Origin of the sequence: Nostocoides japonicum T1-X7 (genome assembly GCF_001046855.1) — a bacterium.
Taxonomy (GTDB): Bacteria; Actinomycetota; Actinomycetes; order Actinomycetales; family Dermatophilaceae; genus Nostocoides; species Nostocoides japonicum.
In genome coordinates this window covers 2,453,705-2,471,475 of the sequence record NZ_HF570958.1, presented here as the reverse complement: position 1 = coordinate 2,471,475, position 17,771 = coordinate 2,453,705, and the positions used below count along the sequence as shown (strand labels likewise).

Sequence of the window (17,771 nt, the reverse complement as noted above, 5' to 3'; positions counted from 1 at the left end):
CACACCCAACCGCGCACCCTCATAGGGTCTGACCGGCGACCTCACCGCCGTACCGCCCCACCCCGCATACCAGGCCGCAGGTTGGGTTGGCGTTCTCGCACCCGATCGGGGCCTGTGCACCATGTCGTGGTGGTGCACAGGCCCCGATCGGGTGGCAGATGGCTAGTCTTGCCGGCAGCGGAGTCGGAGGCCCGGTCCAGTCGACCCGTTCGGGCTCCGGCTCAGGCGGTGGCGGACTGGGCGGCCGCCGCCTTGGCCTTCTTGGCCGCGGCGATCCGCTTGAGCTTCTTCTTGCGCGTGTACGACCGCACGACGGCGTCCTTGATGACGTCGCGCCGCCGCGGGCCGCCCTCGACCTTGTTGGGCAGCGAGAGCTGGACGACCTTCCAGTAGACCGAGCCGACCTGCTTGGCCAGCGACCCCGTGACATACGGCAGGTCGTGCCGCTCCATGAGGTCGCGGATCCGAGGCGCGATCTCGGCATACCGGTTGCTCGGCATATCGGGGAACAGGTGGTGCTCGATCTGGTGGGAGAGGTTGCCCGTCATGATGTGCATGGCCTTGGACCCCGAGATGTTGCCCGACCCGAGCATCTGCCGCAGGTACCACTCGCCGCGCGTCTCACCCTCGATCGAGGTCTTCTCGAAGGTCGCGATGCCCGGCGGGAAGTGGCCGCAGATGATGACGGTGTTGGTCCACAGGTTGCGGACGAGGTTGGCGACGAGGTTCGCCGTGAGGGTGTGCAGCGGCGCCGTCGGACCGCTCACGACGGACAGCGCGGGGTGGACGACGTAGTCCTTGGTCGCCTGGCGCTTGATCTTCGCGACGACCTCGGCGGCGTCCTTCCTGAACTTCGCCTTCTCCTCCTCGCTCATCCGGTCCTTCTTGGCGAGGTAGCCGCCGAGCTCGAGGTCGTAGGCCGCGATGGAGTACTCGAAGATGATCGCGTTCCCGACATGCCAGATCGGCTGGAAGAGGTAGAAGAGCGACCACGGCTGGTCCTCGTCGACGCGCAGGATGCCGTAGCCGAGGTCGTTGTCGCGGCCGAGAACGTTGGTGAAGGTGTGGTGGATCTCGTTGTGCGAGTGCTTCCATTGGCTCGCCGGGCTCGCGTTGTCCCATTCCCAGGCCGTCGAGTGGATCTTCGGGTCGCGCATCCAGTCCCACTGGCCGTGCATGACGTTGTGGCCGATCTCCATGTTCTCGAGGATCTTGGCCACCGAGAGGCCGGCCGTGCCGATCCACCACGCGGGCCGGAAGCCCTTGACCTTGACGCCGGAGAACAGCAGCACGGCGCGGCTGCCCAGCTCGAGATAGCGCTGGGTCTTGATGACGCGACGGATGTAGGCCGCGTCCCGCTCGCCGCGGGAGTCCATGACCTCCTGGCGCAGGGCGTCCAGCTCGCGGCCGATCCCCTCGATCTGCTCGGGGGATAGGTGGGCGGCCGGGTTCGGCTTGCCGGAGGACTTCGTCGCCGGCCGCTGCGGTCGCGGCGCATCGCTGTCGATGCGGAGGCGGGAGTTGAGGGTCGTCGCCGACTGGGCGGGGCGCTCGGGGGCGAGGGTCATGTCGGACGTCCTAACGCTGGTCGTGGTCGTCGGTCTGGGTTCGGCCCCGGGTCGGGGCTGTTCGGTATGCCATGGGCTCGAGTGCCGAGAGCGGTCCAGGCCCTCAGCGGTCGATCTCGCAGGGTCCTGCGGCGGCGTTGACGCAGGTCTGGACGGGCAGGTCGTCGCCCGGCTCGGCGACGGTGATCTCGCCGTTGCGCAGGTCGCGGACGGCACCCTGCCGGAGGGTGGAGACGCAGCCGAAGCAGATGCCCATGCGGCAGCCGCTCGGCAGGAGGACGCCGGCATCCTCGCCGGCGTCGAGGATGGGGGTCGCGCCGTCTGCCTCGACGACCTTCCCGGAGGCGGCGAAGGTGACGGTGCCGCCCTCACCGGGCTCGATGACGGTCGGCCGGAACCGCTCGACGTGGTGCCGGTCGGCGAGTCCCTCGGCCTCCCAGTGGGCCTCGGCCGCGTCGAGGAGCCCGGTCGGACCGCAGGTCCACGCCTCCCGCTCACGCCAGTCCGGCACGAGGCTGTCGAGCTCCGCGAGGTCGAGCATGCCGACCTCGTCGGTCGCCCGCTCGTGGAGCGTGAGGCGGCCCGATGCGGCATACGCCCGGAGGCGGCGGCCGAAGACGACGTCGGACGCCGTGGGTGCGCTGTGGACGAGGACGACGTCCTCGAGGTCGTCGAGGTGGTGTCGCAGCATGCCCATGACCGGGGTGATGCCGCTGCCGGCGGTGACGAAGAGGACCTTGCCGGGGAGCCGCTCGGGGAGGCAGAACTCGCCCGTCGCCTGGTCGAGCATGACGAGCGTCCCCGGTCGGGTCCTGCGGACCAGGTGGTTGCTCACGACGCCGTTCTCGATCGCCTTGACGGTGATCGAGATGGTGCCGGCGGGCTGGTCCGGGCCGTGGGTGAGGGAGTAGGCCCTCCAGTTCCGCACGCCGTCGACGTCGACACCGATCCGGATGTACTGCCCGGGTCGGTGTCCGAGCCAGCCCCGCCCCGGGCGGATCGTCACCGTCGCCGCGTCGGGGGTCTCCGGCGTGATGGCGACGATGCGACCGCGCAGGTCGGCCCCGGCCCGCAACGGGCTCACGAGGTCGAGATAGTCCGCGGGCACGAGCGGCGTCGCGAGCGACTCCGCGACCCCGGCGATGCCGGTGCGGAAGCGCGCGAGCCACGGGGATGCCGTGGGACGGGTCTGGGTGCTCACCTACGGTAGCGTAACCTACGTTGCCGTAGGTTCGTCAACCCGGGGCGGTGCGTCGCGCGTCACGCCCATGTCTGGCCCATGCCGGCGACGCCGGGGCGCCTCAATCCCGCCGGTGGGGGCCCGCATACGAGAAACGCGGGCCCGCCCGAGGAACCGGCCATCCGTTAATTCATACCAGTGGGCGAATCTGGTCTGTCTCGCGGGAAGCCACAGACATCGCGATGAACCGGGCAATTGGGCGTCAAAGGGTGCAGGTCCCGCCCGCTCCTCGACGCTGCGAGAGCGGGCGGGACCTGCGGGCTAATGCCGGTGGCCGATCAGTGGTGCGCCTTGTCGTAGGCCGCTTGGACGTCGGCGGAGATGCGGCCGCGGTCGCTCACCTGGAAGCCGTGTTTGCGGGCCCAGTCGCGGACCCCCGACAGATCCTTGCGAGATCCCGACGACGTCGCCGCAGGTCTGCTCGCCGTGCGGCGGCCACCCGACCGGGTCGCGAACCCGATCCACGGGGCGAAGCTGTTGCGCAGCTTCTCCGCGTTCTGACTGCTGAGATCGATCTCGTAGCTCACTCCGTCGAGAGAGAACGACACGGTCTCGTCTGCGTTGGTGCCGTCGGTGTCATCGACGAGGGTCACCTGAACGCGCTTTGCCATAGGTTATTTCCTTGCTCGTGGGGCGGAACGGTACTAACCCCACGACAATATCCCCATCAGCTCCCCGTCGGTGAATTGCCACGCGTCTTCTTTGATGCGGTGTCGCCGTGCTCGGCCTCCCATTTCCGTTGGGCGAGGCGCTCACGGCGGTCGCTTTCGAGGACGGCTTTCATGATGACGTAGAACATGAATGCCGCTCCGAGGAAGGGAATGAGCGCGGCGGCGTACGGCCAGATCTCGTGCATGTCAGCCCTCGGGCTTCACGTGGGGGAACAGGATGGTCTCGCGGATGCCGACGCCCGCGAACAGCATGATGAGCCGGTCGATGCCGATTCCGACTCCACCCATCGGCGGGGCGCCGTACTCGAGGGCGCGCAGGAAGTCCTCGTCGAGCGACATCGCCTCGGCATCGCCCGCCGCCGCCCGGAGCGACTGCTCGGTGAGGACCTCCCGCTGGACGACGGGGTCGACGAGCTCGGAGAACCCCGTCCCGCGCTCGACGCCCGCGATGAGCAGGTCCCAGGCCTCGATGAGCCGCGGGTCGTCGCTGCGCCGGCGGGCGAGGGGCTGTGCCTCGGCCGGGTAGTCGCAGACGAAGGTCGGCTGGAGCAGGTCCTTCTCGACGAGCTCCTCGAAGAGCGCGATGACGACCTTGCCCGCCGACCAGCCCGGCTCGAGGTGGACGTCGTGCCGGGTGGCGAGGATCCGGAGCGTGTCGAGGTCGGTGTCGACGGTGACCGGCTCGCCTGTTGCCTTGGCGACCGCGTCGTGGACCGGCAGCCAGGTCCACTCCCCGTCGAGATCGACCGTGCCCGACGGCGTCTCGATCCGCCGGCTGCCGAAGACGTCGGCGACGGCGAGGAAGATCTGCCGGGTGATCTCGGCGACGCTGCGCTGGTCGCCCCACGCCTCGTAGAACTCGAGCATCGTGAACTCGGGGCTGTGCGTCGAGTCGACCCCCTCGTTGCGGAAGTTGCGACCCAGCTCGTAGACACGGTCCACCCCGCCGACGACGGCCTTCTTGAGGTTCAGCTCGAGGGCGATGCGCAGGATGAGATCCTCGTCGAAGGCGTTCATGTGGGTCCGGAAGGGCCGGGCCGCCGCCCCGCCCTGGACGAGCTGGAGGATCGGCGTCTCCACCTCGACGAAGCCGCGCTCGTCGAGGGTGCGCCGGATCGCGCGGAGCGTGGCGGCCTTGCGGCGCACCATGTCGCGGGCCTCGGGCCGGACGATGAGGTCGGCATACCGCTGCCTGACCCGGGACTCCTCGGACATGTCCTTGTGGAGGACGGGGAGCGGCCGCAGCGCCTTGGAGGCCATCCGCCAGCGCGTCGCCATGACCGACAGCTCGCCGCGCCGGCTGGAGATGACGCGGCCCTCGACGAAGACATGGTCGCCGAGGTCGACCGTCGCCTTCCACTCGGCGAGGGACTCCTCCCCGACCTCGGCGAGGCTGATCATCGCCTGCAGCCGCGTGCCGTCACCCTCCTGGAGGGTCACGAAGCACAGCTTCCCGGTGTTGCGGATGAAGACGACCCGGCCGGCGACCCCGACGACGTCCGCGGTCTCCTCCCCCGTGGCAAGGTGCCCCCATCGGCGGCGAACCTCGCCGATCGTGTGGGTGACGGGGAGGGAGACGGGGTATGCCTGGCCGCCCGAGGCGAGGATGCGCTCCCGCTTCTGCCGCCGGATCCGCAGCTGCTCGGGCAGGTCGGGCTCGGGGGGCGCGTCGGTCACCCTCCAAGGGTAACGAGGCTCCTTGTGCACCTCCTGCTCGGCAGGTGTGGACTCCCCAGTTCGGCAGGTGAGGGCTTTCCGTGGTCGCATCCCCGGACTGACCACGACAACCCCGCACGTGCCGAGCTGTTGCTGTCCGGATCGCGTCGGGACGACATCTACTCGGCACGTGCGGGCTCCGCACGGTGACCGACGACTCCTGAGCAGGCCGGACGCGTCACTGCACCCTGGCGGGTGGGTCAGCCCACGCCAGGACGACGGCCAGCCCACCCGCAAGGCCGACCGGACCTCCGGCGCCGGCGGTCAGGAGTCGAGGGGGCGGGGCGGGAAGACGTCGAGGGGACCGCCACCCGGTCCGAGCACGAGGGGCTGGTTGTCGATGAGCCGGGTCGTGCCGACGCGCGCGGCGACGGCGAGGAGGGCCTCCCCGCGGTACCACTCCGGCACGTCCTGGAGGGTGTCCGGATGGACGAGGACGAGGTAGTCGACGAGGGCGAGGGGCTCCGCGACGAGGACCGCGCGGGCGGCCCGGCGCACCGCGGACGGTCCCTCCGTCGCAGCTGCGGCGCCGGCGGCGAGCGCCCGCGACAGCGACACCGCGGTCTCCCGGTCGCTCTCGGTGAGGTAGGTGTTGCGGCTGCTCATCGCGAGCCCGTCCGACTCCCGGACCGTCGGCACCGACACGACCTCCACCCCGAAGTCGAGGTCGCGCACCATCCGCCTGATGAGGAGCAGCTGCTGCGCGTCCTTCTGCCCGTAGTAGAACGACGTTCCCCGGGTGAGGTGCATGAGCTTGCTGACGACGGTGAGCATCCCGTCGAAGTGCCCGGGCCGCGACTGCCCCTCGAGGACGTCGCCGAGCGGGCCCGCCGAGATCCGCACACCGGGGTCGCCGTCGAGGTAGACGACGTCGGGCGTGGGGTGGAAGACGAGGTCGACCCCCTCGCGGGCGCAGATCACCATGTCGTCGTCGAAGGTCCGGGGGTACCGGGACAGGTCCTCCTTCGGCCCGAACTGCAGGGGGTTGAGGAAGATCGTCACGACGACGTGCTGCGCCCGCTTGCGGGCCTCGTGGATGAGCGTCGCGTGCCCGTCGTGCAGAGCCCCCATCGTCATGACGACGGCGACGTCGGAGCCGGGAAGCGCCCCCCTGGCGGCGCGCAGCTCCTCCCGGGTCCGGGCGACGACCGGCCCGGGACGATTCTCGGACGCCGCGGCATACGAGGTCGAGGTGTCGGTCACTGCTGCTCCCTGAGGAACTCGGCGATAGGGCGGGCCTGGTCCTCCCGCAGCCGGCGGTCGCGGGCCGCGCGCTCGACCGTCGCGAGCGCCATCGCGACGTAGGCCGGACGCACGTCGGGCGGCTGGTCGGCAGCGATGCTGACGTGGCGCTCCACCGTACCCAGATCGCCCCGGGCCACCGGGCCGGTGAGGGCGGCGTCACGTCCACGCAGCGCGTTGTCGAGCGCCGCTCGCACGAGAGGTCCGAGGACGCGGTCGGGCTGGTCGACACCGGTCGAGGCGAGGATGTCGAGGGCCTGGCTCACGAGGGTGACGAGGTGGTTCGCGCCGTGGGCGAGGGCGAGATGGTATGCGCCCCGGTCGGATTCGGCGATCCACACCGGCTCCGCGCCGACCTCCAGGACGAGGGCCTCCGCCACCGCGCGGAGCTGCTCGGGCGCCGTGACGCCGAAGCAGCACTCCCGGAGCCGGTCGAGGTCGAGGGAGGTCCCGGTGAAGGTCATCGCCGGGTGGAGGGCCAGGGGAAGGACGTGCTGGTCCAGGGCGGGCGCGAAGACCTCGAGCGCGTGCAGCCCGGACGTGTGGACGACGATCTGCCCGGCCTGCCAGGCGCGGGTCGCGGACAACCCCGCGACGAGGGCGGCGAGGGCATCGTCGGGTACCGCGAGGAGGACGAGCTCCGCGCCGGCGACGACGTCGGGGATCTCCTTGACGGGTATGCCGGGCAGCAGCCGCGCCGCCCGCTCGAGGGAGGCGTCACTCACCGCCGAGACGCCGGTGACCCGGTGACCCGCCGCGGCGAGCGCTGCACCGAGGACGGAGCCGACCCGGCCTGCGCCGACGACACCGACGGTGAGCCGGGCCGGACGGTCCTGCGCGGAGGTCACCGCAGCACGGTACATCGCCGCAACCGTCCCCCTGGCGCTCTGCCACCCGATCGGGGCCTGTGCACCACCCCACCCCAGCGCCCAGCCCAGCCCAGCCGCCCCTCCCCTGGCGCTCTGCCACCCGATCGGGGCCTGTGCACCACACTCCCCGCGTGACAGGATCCTTCGGCGTGACCGGACCGGTGCCCTGGGAGACGGCGTGGCAGGACGCCCTCTACGGCGCCGACGGCTTCTACCGCGGCTCCGCCGGGCCTGCCGGTCACTTCACGACGGCGAGCCACGGCCCGCTCGGCGCCGTCCTCGCCGAGGCGCTGCTGACGCTCGCCGAGCGACATGGCCTCACCCGGGTCGTCGACGTCGGCGCGGGCCGGGGCGAGCTGCTGTCCGCCATGGCCCGAGCCGAAACCGACGGGCGCGCCCTTCTCGGCGTCGACGTCGTCGAGCGGCCGGTCGGCCTCGACGTCCGGATCGACTGGCTCGAGGCGCCGGGCGGGGCGGCCCTGCCCGACGCTCTCCGGGACCTCGACGGAACGCTCGTCGTCGCCAACGAGTGGCTCGACGTCGTGCCCTGTCCCATCGCGGAGGTCGGAGACGACGGGACGCTCCGCACGGTGCTCGTCGACCCTGCGACCGGCGAGGAACGGCTCGCGGATCCGCTCGGCGATGCGGACGCTACGTGGGCCGCGACCTGGTGGCCCCCTCCGGACGGCGGTCGTCGCCCCGGCGACCGGATCGAGGTGGGCCGGACCCGCGACGTGGCCTGGGCTGACCTGCTCGCCCGGCTGGGGTCAGGGATCGCCGTCGCCATCGACTACGGCCACCGGCGAGCCGACCGACCACGCGACGGGACGCTCATGGCATACCGCACGGGCACCCCGCTCCCGGCCGGCGAGGCGCTCGCCGATGCCGACCGGAACCGGCGGTCGACGGACCTCACGGCCCATGTGGCGGTCGACTCCCTCGCCCACGACCGGCTCGTCCGTCAGCGCGACGCGCTCGACGAGCTCGGCGTGACAGGCGGCCACCCTCCCCGGGCGCTGGCCGGCACCGAGCCGCGGGCCTACCTCGACGCGCTGCAGCGGGCCTCGGCGATCGGCGAGCTGCGCCGGGCGGGCGGGCTCGGCGACTTCTGGTGGGTCGTCGTCGAACGGTTCGGCTGAGGCCGCCCGACGGGCAACGCCTTGCTCTCAGGGATTCCGAAGGCGCCACAGATCGCCCGCTCGGCAGGCCGTCGCACGATGGGATGCCGAACGGTCGAACACCCGCAGATGCGGGAGCGGGAATTATCCGGAGGGCTCCTCCGTTTGATCGGGTGTCACAGGCCGGACCAACCGCCCGAAGGAGGGCCCTCCACATGCCGCGATCGTCAGCCGTCGTCAACCACACGACCTACCGGCTCCTCGGCCGCCATCGGTCCGCCCTCGTGGGCGCGGACGCCCTGCCCGCGCCGGAACCTCGCCACCGACGGCGTCCCATCGTGCCGATGCGCCGCGAGGATGCCGAGAAGTCCTTGGTCGACGTGGCCTGACCCGTCCGCCGTCGGTGGCCCTCGAACCGACGCGCGCGGATCGTCGAGCCGGACACCCGGCATACTCGGACGTATGCCGGACCCCACCGCGACGCGTGAGCTGACCGTCGGCGTCGGGGCCGGGGGTCTCGCGACGGCCGACATGATCCTCAACATCGGACCGCAGCACCCGGCGACCCACGGCGTCCTGCGCCTGCGCGTCGTCCTCGACGGGGAGCGTGTCGTGTCGGCCGAGCCGGTCGTCGGCTACATGCATCGCGGGGCGGAGAAGCTCTTCGAGGTCCGCGACTACCGCCAGATCATCGTGCTGGCGAACCGGCACGACTGGCTCTCGGCGTTCGCCAACGAGCTCGGCGTCGTCCTCGGCGTCGAGTCGATGCTCGGGATGGAGGTCCCCGAGCGGGCCGTCTGGGCGAGGACGACGCTCGCCGAGCTCAACCGGGTCCTCAACCACCTCATGTTCCTCGGGTCCTACCCGCTCGAGCTCGGCGCCATCACGCCGATCTTCTACGCCTTCCGCGAGCGCGAGGAGCTGCAGGCCGTCATGGAGGAGGTCTCCGGCGGCCGGATGCACTACATGTTCAACCGGGTCGGGGGGCTCAAGGAGGACCTCCCCGCGGGCTGGCTGGGGCGCGCCGCCGCCGCCGTCGCGGCCGTCCGGCGCCGGCTGCCCGACCTGGAGTCCCTCATCGTCGGCAACGAGATCCTCCGGGCCCGCACCCGGGGGGTCGGCGTCCTCCCCGTCGAGACGGTCCTCGCCTACGGCGTGTCCGGCCCCATCGCCCGGGCGAGCGGGCTCGACGTCGACCTGCGCCGGGACGAGCCCTACCTCGCGTATGCCGACCTGTTCACCCCCGGCGGGCCCGGCCGGGTCGTGACCCGGGCCGAAGGGGACTGCCTGGCCCGCCTGGAGGTCCTCCTCGAGCAGACCCGGGTCAGCCTCGACCTCGCCGACCACTGCCTCGACGTCCTCGGCACCCTGCCTCAGGGCCCCGTCAACGTGCGACTCCCGAAGGTCCTCAAGGTGCCGGAGGGGCAGACGTACACGGCGACGGAGAACCCGCTCGGGTTCAACGGCTACTTCCTCGTCTCCCGTGGCGACAAGACGCCATGGCGGCTCAAGCTGCGCTCGGCGTCCTTCAACAACGTCGCGGTCCTCACCGACCTGCTGCCCGGCACGCTGCTCGCCGACCTCGTCGCGATCCTCGGGTCGATGTTCTTCGTCGTCGGCGACATCGACAAGTAGCCCGCCGGCCGTCGCACCTGGCGGCGGGGGGGGACCTCAGGCGGCGGACCCCGGGCCGCCGCGCCCGGAGCCGTTCGAGGCGCCCGACCCGGGACCCTTGTCGTCGGGCGGGATCCGGCACATGCGCTGGGCCCACAGCCCTGCCGCGACGAGGACGGCGGAGGCGACGACGGCGAGCGCGAGGCGTTCGGCGGCGTTCCGGACCACCGTGAGGTCGACGTCCGGCAGGGCCACGAGCAGCTGCCCGAGGTACCAACCGAGGGCCGCGCTCCCCGTCAGCGCTCCCGCCTGGGCCAACGTCAGCGCCCGGGCCGCGCGGAGCATGTCGACCTCGCGGCGCCGGCCGCGCAGGTAGGCCCGCACCGGCCAGGCGGCCGACACGACGAGCGCGGCGAGGACGACGAGCAGGAGGATCGTCACCCACGGGACACCGGGCACGAGCCCTCCGCCACGGCGGCGGACGACCCAGACGACGAGGCTGATGGCCATGACGGCGAGCCCGACGAGCACGAGCTGCCGCGCCGCGACGGACCGGTCGAGCCTCATCCCGCCGCCACCGGACGGACGCCCGACCTGTCGAGCCCCCCGAGGAGCTCCCTCACGGCGACGACGCGGTCGCCGACACGCAGCCGGGCCTGCGGGTCGACGTCGTCCCAGGGGAGGAGGACGAAGGCGCGCTCATGCGCCCTCGGGTGCGGCAGCGTGAGCACCGGATCGATGCTGACCGCCTCGTCCGGCTCCCCCGGCCGGCCGTACTGGACGAGGTCGAGGTCGAGGGTCCGCGCCCCCCACCGGACCTCGCGGACCCGTCCGTGGTCCGCCTCGATGTCGTGGAGCCGGCGGAGCAGGTGGGCCGGTGCGAGCCGCGTCCGCCCGACGAGGACGGCATTGAGGTATGCCGGTTGCTCGGGTCCGCCGACGGGCTCGGTCTCGACGTGGCGCGAGACCCGCGCCCCCGTGACGAGCCCGTCGGCGACCATCGCGGCGACGGCGGCGTCGAGGGTCGCCACCCGGTCGCCGAGGTTCGCGCCGAGGGCGACGACGACGGGCACGGCCGGCCGGAGACGTGCGACCCGGACGAACACGTCGCCGAAGGGGACGCCCACCGGCGCCTGCGGCTTGTGGACGGTCACCGCGGCACGCTCGACGAGCGGGCGGGCGAGGCAGTCGGCGGCGATCTCCTCGGCGAGGGTCTCGATGAGGTCGTGGGGACCGCCGGTGATCCGGGCGACGACGTCCGCGGCCACCTCGGCGTAGCTCACCGTGTGGGTGAGGTCGTCGGACGCGCCGGCCCGGGCGAGGTCGACCGAGAGCTCGACGTCGACGACGAACTCCTGGCCGTCGCGCTTCTCCTCGGGGAAGACGCCGTGATAGCCGGTGGCGCGGACGCCGGTGAGGACGACGGTGTCGGCGTCGCGAGGCGTCCAGGCCGTCACGGAGCCGCCTCGATGGCCCGAGCGACGTCGATCGCGTCGAGCGTGCTCGGCACGTCGTGGACGCGGACCGCCCAGACGCCGGCGAGCGTCGCATACGCGTTCGTCACGGCGGTCGCGACATCCCGCTGGAGCGGCAGCCGCTCGTGCCCCGCGTCGCGACCGACGCGGCCGAGGAAGGCCTTGCGGGAGGTGCCCGCGAGAACCCGATGGCCGAGACCGGTCAGCCGGTCCAGGTGCTTGAGCAGGGTCCAGTTGTGCTCCGCGGTCTTGGCGAACCCGAAGCCCGGGTCGAGGATGATGCGGCGCTCGTCGACGCCGGCGCCGACGAGCGCCGTGATCCGGCCCTCCAGCTCGGCGCGGACCTCCGCGACGACGTCGCCGTAGACGGCCCGGGTCTGCATGTCGACCGCGTGGCCGCGCCAGTGCATCGCGACGATGTCGACGTGCCGCTCGGCGACGAGGCCGGGCATGTCCGGGTCGGCGAGGCCACCGCTCACGTCGTTGACCATCGACGCCCCCGCGTCGAGGGCCGCGGCGGCGACCGTCGCCCGCATCGTGTCGATGGAGACGACCGCACCGAGCCCGACGAGCGACTCGACGACGGGGATCGTGCGGTCCAGCTCCTCCTCGACCGAGGGGCGCAGGGCGCCGGGCCTCGTCGACTCCCCTCCGACATCGATGATGTCCGCGCCCTGGGCGAGCAGGTCCCGGCCTCGCGCGATCGCCGCGCCGGGCTCGAACCACACGCCGCCGTCGCTGAACGAGTCGGGCGTCACGTTGACGACGCCCATGACGAGGGGTCTCATGCCTGACCTCCGAACCAGCGCAACCGTGGGAAGACGATGAAGGCCTCCGCCTCGCCCATCGCCACCCCGACCCGCACGAGAGACCGGGTCGTCGGGTAGACGATGAACCGGGGCCGCCACTCGGGCCGGAACTTGTCGTTGAACGCGTAGAGGCTCTCGATCTGGAACCAGCGCGAGAGGAAGACGAGGACGGAGCGGCTCCACGTGACGATCGGCCCCGCGCCGAGCTGCTCGCCCCGGGCGAGGACGGAGCGGAACATCGCGAAGTTCAGGGACACCGTCGTGATCCCCAGTTCCGGCGCCCGCCGCAGCGCGTCGACGACGAGCAGGTCGTTGACGCCCGGGTCGGACTCCCGGTCGCGCCGCATGATGTCGAGCGACATGCCGTCCTCCCCCCACGGGGCGAACTGGAGGAAGCCCCGCACGACCCCGTCCTTCGTCGCGGTGATGACCACGGCGTCCGCGTCGACGGGGTCGAGGACCCGGCCCGAGGCCATCGAGAAGCCGCGTTCGGTCCCGCTGCCGCGCCACGCCGCCGCGTCGGCCTCGGCCCGCTCGCGCTCGCCCGGGGCGGCGTCGCGGACCCGGTACATCCGGGTCTCGTAGCCCTGGCGCCGGACGCGGTTGACCATCTGCCGGACGTTGCGCATCGGGCGTCCCTCGAGGCTGAAGTCGGCCGTCCGGATGATCGCCTCGTCACCCAGCTCGAGGACCTGGAACCCCGTCTCGCGGGCCCACGTCGCTCCGCCCCGGCGCGAGCAGGCGAGGACGGCGGGCGTCCAGCCGTGGACGTCGGCCTCGTGGAGGAACGCCTTGATGGCGCCGGGCCACGCCTCCGGATCGCCGAGCGGGTCGGCGGCGGCGAGCATGACGCCGTTGACGACGCGGTACCCGATGCACGACTTCCCCGACTCCGACCAGATGACCTGCTTGTCCCGGCGGGTCGTGAAGTAGCCGAGGGAGTCGGGGTGGTGCTGCAGGATCTCCCGGACCCGCCGGTCGTCCTCGTCGGAGAGGGTCGCCTGCCGCTGGGGCGAGCGCAGGGCGAGGTATGCCGTGACGAGGCAGGTCATCAGGCCGAGCGCGAGGAGGGTCGCGTCGAGGAAGTCCTGCGTCCGGTCGCCCGGTCCCTTGACCGTCAGGCTCCCGCTGATCCCGACGAACCCCTGGAGGCAGTACCAGATCGCGGCGCCGAGCCCGGGCCAGCCGCCGACGTAGGCGTGGCGGGTCACCGCGATGAGGAGCACGCCGACGACGAGGGAGCTGAGCAGGAGGACGACGAAGGTCCATGCGGCACGCCAGCGGGTCGTCGGGTCCCCCTGGGCGTAGAACTCGTGCCGGTATGCGAGCAGGAGGGCCAGCCCGAGGATCGAGGCGACGATCGCCAGCGGCTCGCGCCACGGCCCGTGGAGCAGGTGGGCCGCCGCCGACAGCGCCATGAGGACCGTCGCGACCCACCAGGCCCGGCGCTTGCGCCTCTTGAGCGAGTGCGCGAGGAGCACGAGGAGGATGCCGGCGACGACCGTCGCGGCAGCCGCCGCGTCACCGAGGGCGCCGGGCACCCACGTCGAGACGTTGTGCAGACGGTCGCGCCAGGAGTGCGCCAGCCCGCCGAGGATGTTCATGAACCCGATGAGATAGGTGAGGTTGCCGATCCGGCGAGGAGCCCGGCTCGGGGCCCGGAACCGCTCCGCGAGGCTCTGCAGGGCGGAGGGACCCGGCAGGTGCCGCGATCCCGTCGCTGCGTCGTCCGTCGTCGGGGAGCGACTCACCGCTTGCCGCCGAGGAGCAGCGACATCGCCTCGGACCGGGTCGCCGGGTCGCGCAGCTGGCCGCGGACCGCGGAGGTGATGGTGCGCGAGCCGGGCCGGTGGACCCCCCGCATCGACATGCACAGGTGCTCCGCCTCGACGACGACGATGACGCCGCGCGCCTGGAGGTGCTCGACGAGGGCGTCCGCGACCTGGGTCGTGATGCGCTCCTGGACCTGGGGTCGCCTGGCGTAGAGGTCGACGAGCCGCGCCAGCTTGGACAGTCCGGTGACCCGGCCGTCGATCGCGGGGATGTAGCCGACGTGTGCCACCCCGTGGAAGGGCAGCAGATGATGCTCGCACGTGCTGTAGACCTCGATGTCCCGCACGATGATCATCTCGTCGTGGTCGATCTGGAACATCGTCGACAGGATCGCCGACGGGTCGCGGCCGAGACCGGCATACAGCTCCCGCGCCGCCCGGGCGACGCGGCCGGGGGTGTCTCGCAGGCCCTCACGGTCAGGGTCCTCGCCGATGGCGGCGAGGAACTCGCGGACGGCGGCCTCGGCGCGCGCCAGGTCGACGCGGTGCGCCGGCTCGGCGTCAGCGGTGTCCGGGGTCGACATGTCCGCCTTCGGGCACCTCGATGACCTGGGTCGGCGGGTGCTCCTCCGGTCGGGGGTTCGCACCGTTGCGGGCCGCCTCGTCGATGGCCTCCTGCGTCGCCGGGTCGCCATCCGCGCTCTGCCCGGCGTAGGTCACGCCGTTCTGGCCGGACCCGTTGAGAGCCGCCTGCTCGGCAGGGGTGAGGACCGGCGGCTTGTCGGACAGCAGCCGCGTCTCGCTCGACAGCCAGGTGGGCCGCTCCGGACGCTTGACGACCTTCGCGAAGATCTCCGCGAGCTCCTTGGCGTTGAGGGTCTCCTTCTCCAGCAGCTGGAGGACGAGGGTGTCCAGGACCTCGCGGTTGTCGTTGACGACGTGCCACGCCTCGTCGTGCGCGGCGTCGACGAGCCGGCGCACCTCCTCGTCGACGACGGCCGCGACCTCCTCGGAGTAGTCGCGCTGGTGACCCATGTCACGCCCGAGGAAGACCTCGCCCTGGCTCTGGCCGAGCTTGATGGCGCCGACGCGCTCGCTCATGCCGTACTCGGTGACCATCTTGCGGGCCATGCTCGTGGCCTTCTCGATGTCGTTGGCTGCGCCGGTCGTCGGGTCGTGGAAGATCATCTCCTCGGCGACGCGTCCACCGAGGGCGTAGGCGAGCTGGTCGAGGATCTCGTTGCGGGTCGTCGAGTACTTGTCGTCGACGGGCATGACCATCGTGTAGCCGAGCGCCCGGCCCCGGGGCAGGATCGTCACCTTGGTGACCGGGTCGGTGTGGTTCATCGCCGCGGCGACGAGCGCGTGACCGCCCTCGTGGTAGGCGGTGATCTTGCGCTCCTTGGCCGACATGATCCGCGTCTTCTTCTGCGGGCCGGCGACGACGCGGTCGATCGCCTCGTCGAGGGTCGCGTCGTCGATGAGCTTCTTGTCGCCCCGCGCGGTGAGCAGCGCGGCCTCGTTGAGGACGTTGGCGAGGTCGGCACCGGTGAAGCCGGGGGTCCGTCGCGCGACGGCGAGGAGGTCGACGCCGCTGGCCATCGGCTTGCCCTGGGCGTGGACCTGCAGGATGCGGTGCCGGCCGATCATGTCGGGCGCCTCGACGGCGATCTGCCGGTCGAAGCGGCCGGGGCGCAGGAGGGCCGGGTCGAGGATGTCGGGCCGGTTGGTCGCCGCGATGAGGATGACGTTGGTCTTGACGTCGAAGCCGTCCATCTCGACGAGCAGCTGGTTGAGGGTCTGCTCGCGCTCGTCGTGGCCGCCGCCGAGGCCGGCTCCGCGGTGCCGGCCGACGGCGTCGATCTCGTCGACGAAGACGATGGCCGGGGCGTTGGCCTTGGCCTGCTCGAACAGGTCGCGGACCCGGGACGCGCCGACGCCGACGAACATCTCGACGAAGTCGGAGCCGGAGATCGAGTAGAACGGGACGCCCGCCTCGCCGGCGACGGCACGGGCGAGGAGCGTCTTGCCGGTGCCCGGCTGGCCGTAGAGGAGGACGCCCTTGGGGATCTTCGCCCCGACGGCGAGGAACTTGGCCGGCTCGGCGAGGAAGTCGCGGATCTCCTGCAGCTCCTCGACGGCCTCGTCGGCCCCGGCGACGTCGGCGAAGGTCACCTTCGGGGTGTCCTTGCTCGCGAGCTTGGCCCGCGACTTGCCGAACTGCATGACGCGCGAGCCGCCACCCTGGGCCTGGCTCATCATGAACCAGAAGAGGCCGACGAGCAGGAGGATGGGCAGCAGGCTGCCGAGGATCGAGACGAAGGGGTTGGTCCGCTCGATCGTCTCGTTGAAGCCCTTGGGCGGCGGGCTCTTCTGGAGCAGGCCGACGATGTTCTCCGCCTGGGCGTCGACGTACTCGGTGCGCACCTTGTCGGCGTTCTTCACCGTGCCGTCGGGCGAGGTGTATGCAGAGCCGCTCTTGAGGGTGAGGTCGAGGACGTTGCCGCTGGTCAGCTCGGCGCGCTCGACCTTGTCCTGCGAGATGAGCGTGATGGCGGCCGACGTGTCGATCCGTGAGTAGCTGCTGCCACCCGCGAACGAGTAGATGAGCATCGACAGGGCTGCCAGACCCAGGACCCAGAAGATCCAGGTACGGCGAAAGCGCGACATGTTCATGAACCTACGAGGCTGGTGGCGCCCCGATCCTCCTGCTGGCCGGCCGGCCGCGCGCCAGGTCGGCCGCGCGGTGGTGGGACACACGGTACCGCCGGGTGCCGTTCGCTCTCACGTCGTCCCGCAGTGGGAACGACCGGGCCGCCCGTCGTGTTCCGGCAGGCCCCGCTCGTCGACCACCGGGCAGGCACCGGGAGGGCTATCTCAGGAGTAGACGTGGGAGGCGAGGGTGCCGACATCGCGCAGTCCACGGTAGGCCTCGTCGTAGTCCAGGCCGTACCCGACGACGAACTCGTTGGGGATGTCGAACCCCACCCACTTGACGTCGATGTCGACCTTGGCGGCCTCCGGCTTGCGCAGCAGCGCGCAGATCTCGACCGAGGCCGGGCTGCGGGACTCGAGGTTGGCCCGGATCCAGGAGAGGGTCAGACCGGAGTCGACGATGTCCTCGACGATGAGGACGTGCTTGCCCGTGATGTCGGTGTCGAGGTCCTTGAGGATCCGGACGACGCCGGAGGACTTGGTGCCCGAGCCGTAGGACGAGACCGCCATCCAGTCGACGGGGGCGCTGAACGGGAGGGCGCGCATGAGGTCGGCCATCACCATGATGGCGCCCTTGAGGACGCCGACGAGGAGGACGTCCTTGCCCGCATACGCGTCGGCGATCTCCCCGGCCAGCTCGTCGAGCCGCTCGCGGATCTGCTCCTCGGTCAGCAGGACGTGCTGGAGGTCGGACCCGACGTGTGAGGCATCCACGGCGCAGGCGCTCCTTGACGGTCGGTGGCAGGGACGGGCCTATTCAACCCGAGGGTGCGGCTCGATGTGCACCCTGCCCTCCCGCCGCCGCACGAGACAGGGTCCGGGGACGTGCACCGGGCCCTGTCCGTGCCAGTCCGTGACGAGCCGGTCGCAGGCGTCGGTATGCCGCGCGCTCAGCTGGCCCGCGGGCGCCCCACCGGCGACGAGGAGCCGCCGCCAGACCCGGCCGCGGACCGCGGGCGCGA

At 71.7% G+C, this 17,771-nt stretch carries 18 protein-coding genes; 3 read left to right on the top strand and 15 right to left on the bottom strand.

Annotation, left to right across the window (positions count from 1 at the left end; genetic code table 11):
- Window positions 1-221: 221 nt before the first annotated feature.
- The 7 genes from BN12_RS11050 to BN12_RS11020 all read right to left on the bottom strand — a co-directional run bounded on the left by BN12_RS11050 (window position 222) and on the right by BN12_RS11020 (window position 7,300).
- Entirely contained in the window at window positions 222-1,568 is a 1,347-nt protein-coding gene (locus tag BN12_RS11050; protein ID WP_083454576.1) for a fatty acid desaturase family protein, read from the bottom strand.
- A 103-nt stretch (window positions 1,569-1,671) separates the two neighbouring features.
- On the bottom strand, window positions 1,672-2,769 hold the full coding sequence (locus BN12_RS11045) for a ferredoxin reductase (RefSeq protein ID WP_083454575.1): 1,098 nt from the start codon (window positions 2,767-2,769) through the stop codon (window positions 1,672-1,674).
- 317 nt (window positions 2,770-3,086) lie between these two features.
- Window positions 3,087-3,419, bottom strand: coding sequence for a histone-like nucleoid-structuring protein Lsr2 (locus BN12_RS11040; protein WP_048552466.1), 333 nt, complete (start codon window positions 3,417-3,419; stop codon window positions 3,087-3,089).
- Between the two features lie 56 nt (window positions 3,420-3,475).
- On the bottom strand, window positions 3,476-3,664 hold the full coding sequence (locus tag BN12_RS11035; protein WP_048552465.1) for a hypothetical protein: 189 nt from the start codon (window positions 3,662-3,664) through the stop codon (window positions 3,476-3,478).
- A gap of 1 nt (window position 3,665) precedes the next feature.
- Window positions 3,666-5,156, bottom strand: coding sequence for a lysine--tRNA ligase (lysS, locus tag BN12_RS11030; RefSeq protein WP_048552463.1), 1,491 nt, complete (start codon window positions 5,154-5,156; stop codon window positions 3,666-3,668).
- A gap of 303 nt (window positions 5,157-5,459) precedes the next feature.
- Window positions 5,460-6,398 (bottom strand): pantoate--beta-alanine ligase, encoded by a 939-nt coding sequence (gene panC / locus BN12_RS11025; RefSeq protein WP_048552461.1) that lies wholly within the window; start codon window positions 6,396-6,398, stop codon window positions 5,460-5,462.
- A complete protein-coding gene (locus BN12_RS11020) occupies window positions 6,395-7,300 on the bottom strand; it encodes a Rossmann-like and DUF2520 domain-containing protein (RefSeq protein WP_048552460.1) in 906 nt (301 codons plus the stop codon). Before BN12_RS11020 ends, panC begins: the two co-directional genes overlap by 4 nt.
- 137 nt (window positions 7,301-7,437) lie before the next feature.
- On the opposite strand from BN12_RS11020, the gene BN12_RS11015 reads away from it, so the two are divergent.
- From BN12_RS11015 to BN12_RS11010, 3 genes are all read left to right on the top strand, one after another.
- Window positions 7,438-8,445, top strand: a complete 1,008-nt coding sequence (locus BN12_RS11015) for an SAM-dependent methyltransferase (protein WP_235432376.1) — start codon at window positions 7,438-7,440, stop codon at window positions 8,443-8,445.
- 194 nt (window positions 8,446-8,639) lie between these two features.
- Window positions 8,640-8,813, top strand: a complete 174-nt coding sequence (locus tag BN12_RS24475) for a hypothetical protein (RefSeq protein WP_157635452.1) — start codon at window positions 8,640-8,642, stop codon at window positions 8,811-8,813.
- Between the two features lie 73 nt (window positions 8,814-8,886).
- Window positions 8,887-10,059 carry an NADH-quinone oxidoreductase subunit D gene (locus BN12_RS11010; RefSeq protein WP_048552456.1) on the top strand — a complete coding sequence of 391 codons (1,173 nt, stop codon included), beginning with the start codon at window positions 8,887-8,889 and terminating at the stop codon, window positions 10,057-10,059.
- 36 nt (window positions 10,060-10,095) lie between these two features.
- Here the strand turns inward: BN12_RS11010 and BN12_RS11005 are convergent, their stop codons facing one another.
- The 8 genes from BN12_RS11005 to BN12_RS26115 all read right to left on the bottom strand — a co-directional run.
- The gene (locus BN12_RS11005; RefSeq protein WP_048552454.1) at window positions 10,096-10,605 is read right to left on the bottom strand and encodes a DUF3180 domain-containing protein; all 510 of its coding nucleotides are present in this window, start codon (window positions 10,603-10,605) and stop codon (window positions 10,096-10,098) included.
- On the bottom strand, window positions 10,602-11,495 hold the full coding sequence (gene folK, locus BN12_RS11000; RefSeq protein WP_048552451.1) for a 2-amino-4-hydroxy-6-hydroxymethyldihydropteridine diphosphokinase: 894 nt from the start codon (window positions 11,493-11,495) through the stop codon (window positions 10,602-10,604). Before folK ends, BN12_RS11005 begins: the two co-directional genes overlap by 4 nt.
- The gene (folP, locus tag BN12_RS10995; RefSeq protein ID WP_048552449.1) at window positions 11,492-12,301 is read right to left on the bottom strand and encodes a dihydropteroate synthase; all 810 of its coding nucleotides are present in this window, start codon (window positions 12,299-12,301) and stop codon (window positions 11,492-11,494) included. The genes folK and folP overlap by 4 nt, the downstream gene beginning before the upstream one ends.
- Window positions 12,298-14,073 carry a phosphatidylglycerol lysyltransferase domain-containing protein gene (locus BN12_RS10990; protein ID WP_053080010.1) on the bottom strand — a complete coding sequence of 592 codons (1,776 nt, stop codon included), beginning with the start codon at window positions 14,071-14,073 and terminating at the stop codon, window positions 12,298-12,300. Before BN12_RS10990 ends, folP begins: the two co-directional genes overlap by 4 nt.
- Window positions 14,070-14,678 (bottom strand): GTP cyclohydrolase I FolE, encoded by a 609-nt coding sequence (gene folE, locus BN12_RS10985; RefSeq protein WP_048552448.1) that lies wholly within the window; start codon window positions 14,676-14,678, stop codon window positions 14,070-14,072. Before folE ends, BN12_RS10990 begins: the two co-directional genes overlap by 4 nt.
- Window positions 14,656-16,770: an ATP-dependent zinc metalloprotease FtsH gene (ftsH, locus tag BN12_RS10980; protein WP_048552446.1), complete on the bottom strand. Its 2,115-nt coding sequence runs from the start codon at window positions 16,768-16,770 to the stop codon at window positions 14,656-14,658. The genes folE and ftsH overlap by 23 nt, the downstream gene beginning before the upstream one ends.
- 201 nt (window positions 16,771-16,971) lie before the next feature.
- Window positions 16,972-17,523, bottom strand: coding sequence for a hypoxanthine phosphoribosyltransferase (gene hpt, locus BN12_RS10975; protein ID WP_048552443.1), 552 nt, complete (start codon window positions 17,521-17,523; stop codon window positions 16,972-16,974).
- Window positions 17,524-17,562: 39 nt separating this feature from the next.
- A partial coding sequence (locus tag BN12_RS26115) for a TilS substrate-binding domain-containing protein (protein ID WP_048552441.1) occupies window positions 17,563-17,771 on the bottom strand: 209 nt, incomplete at its 5' end.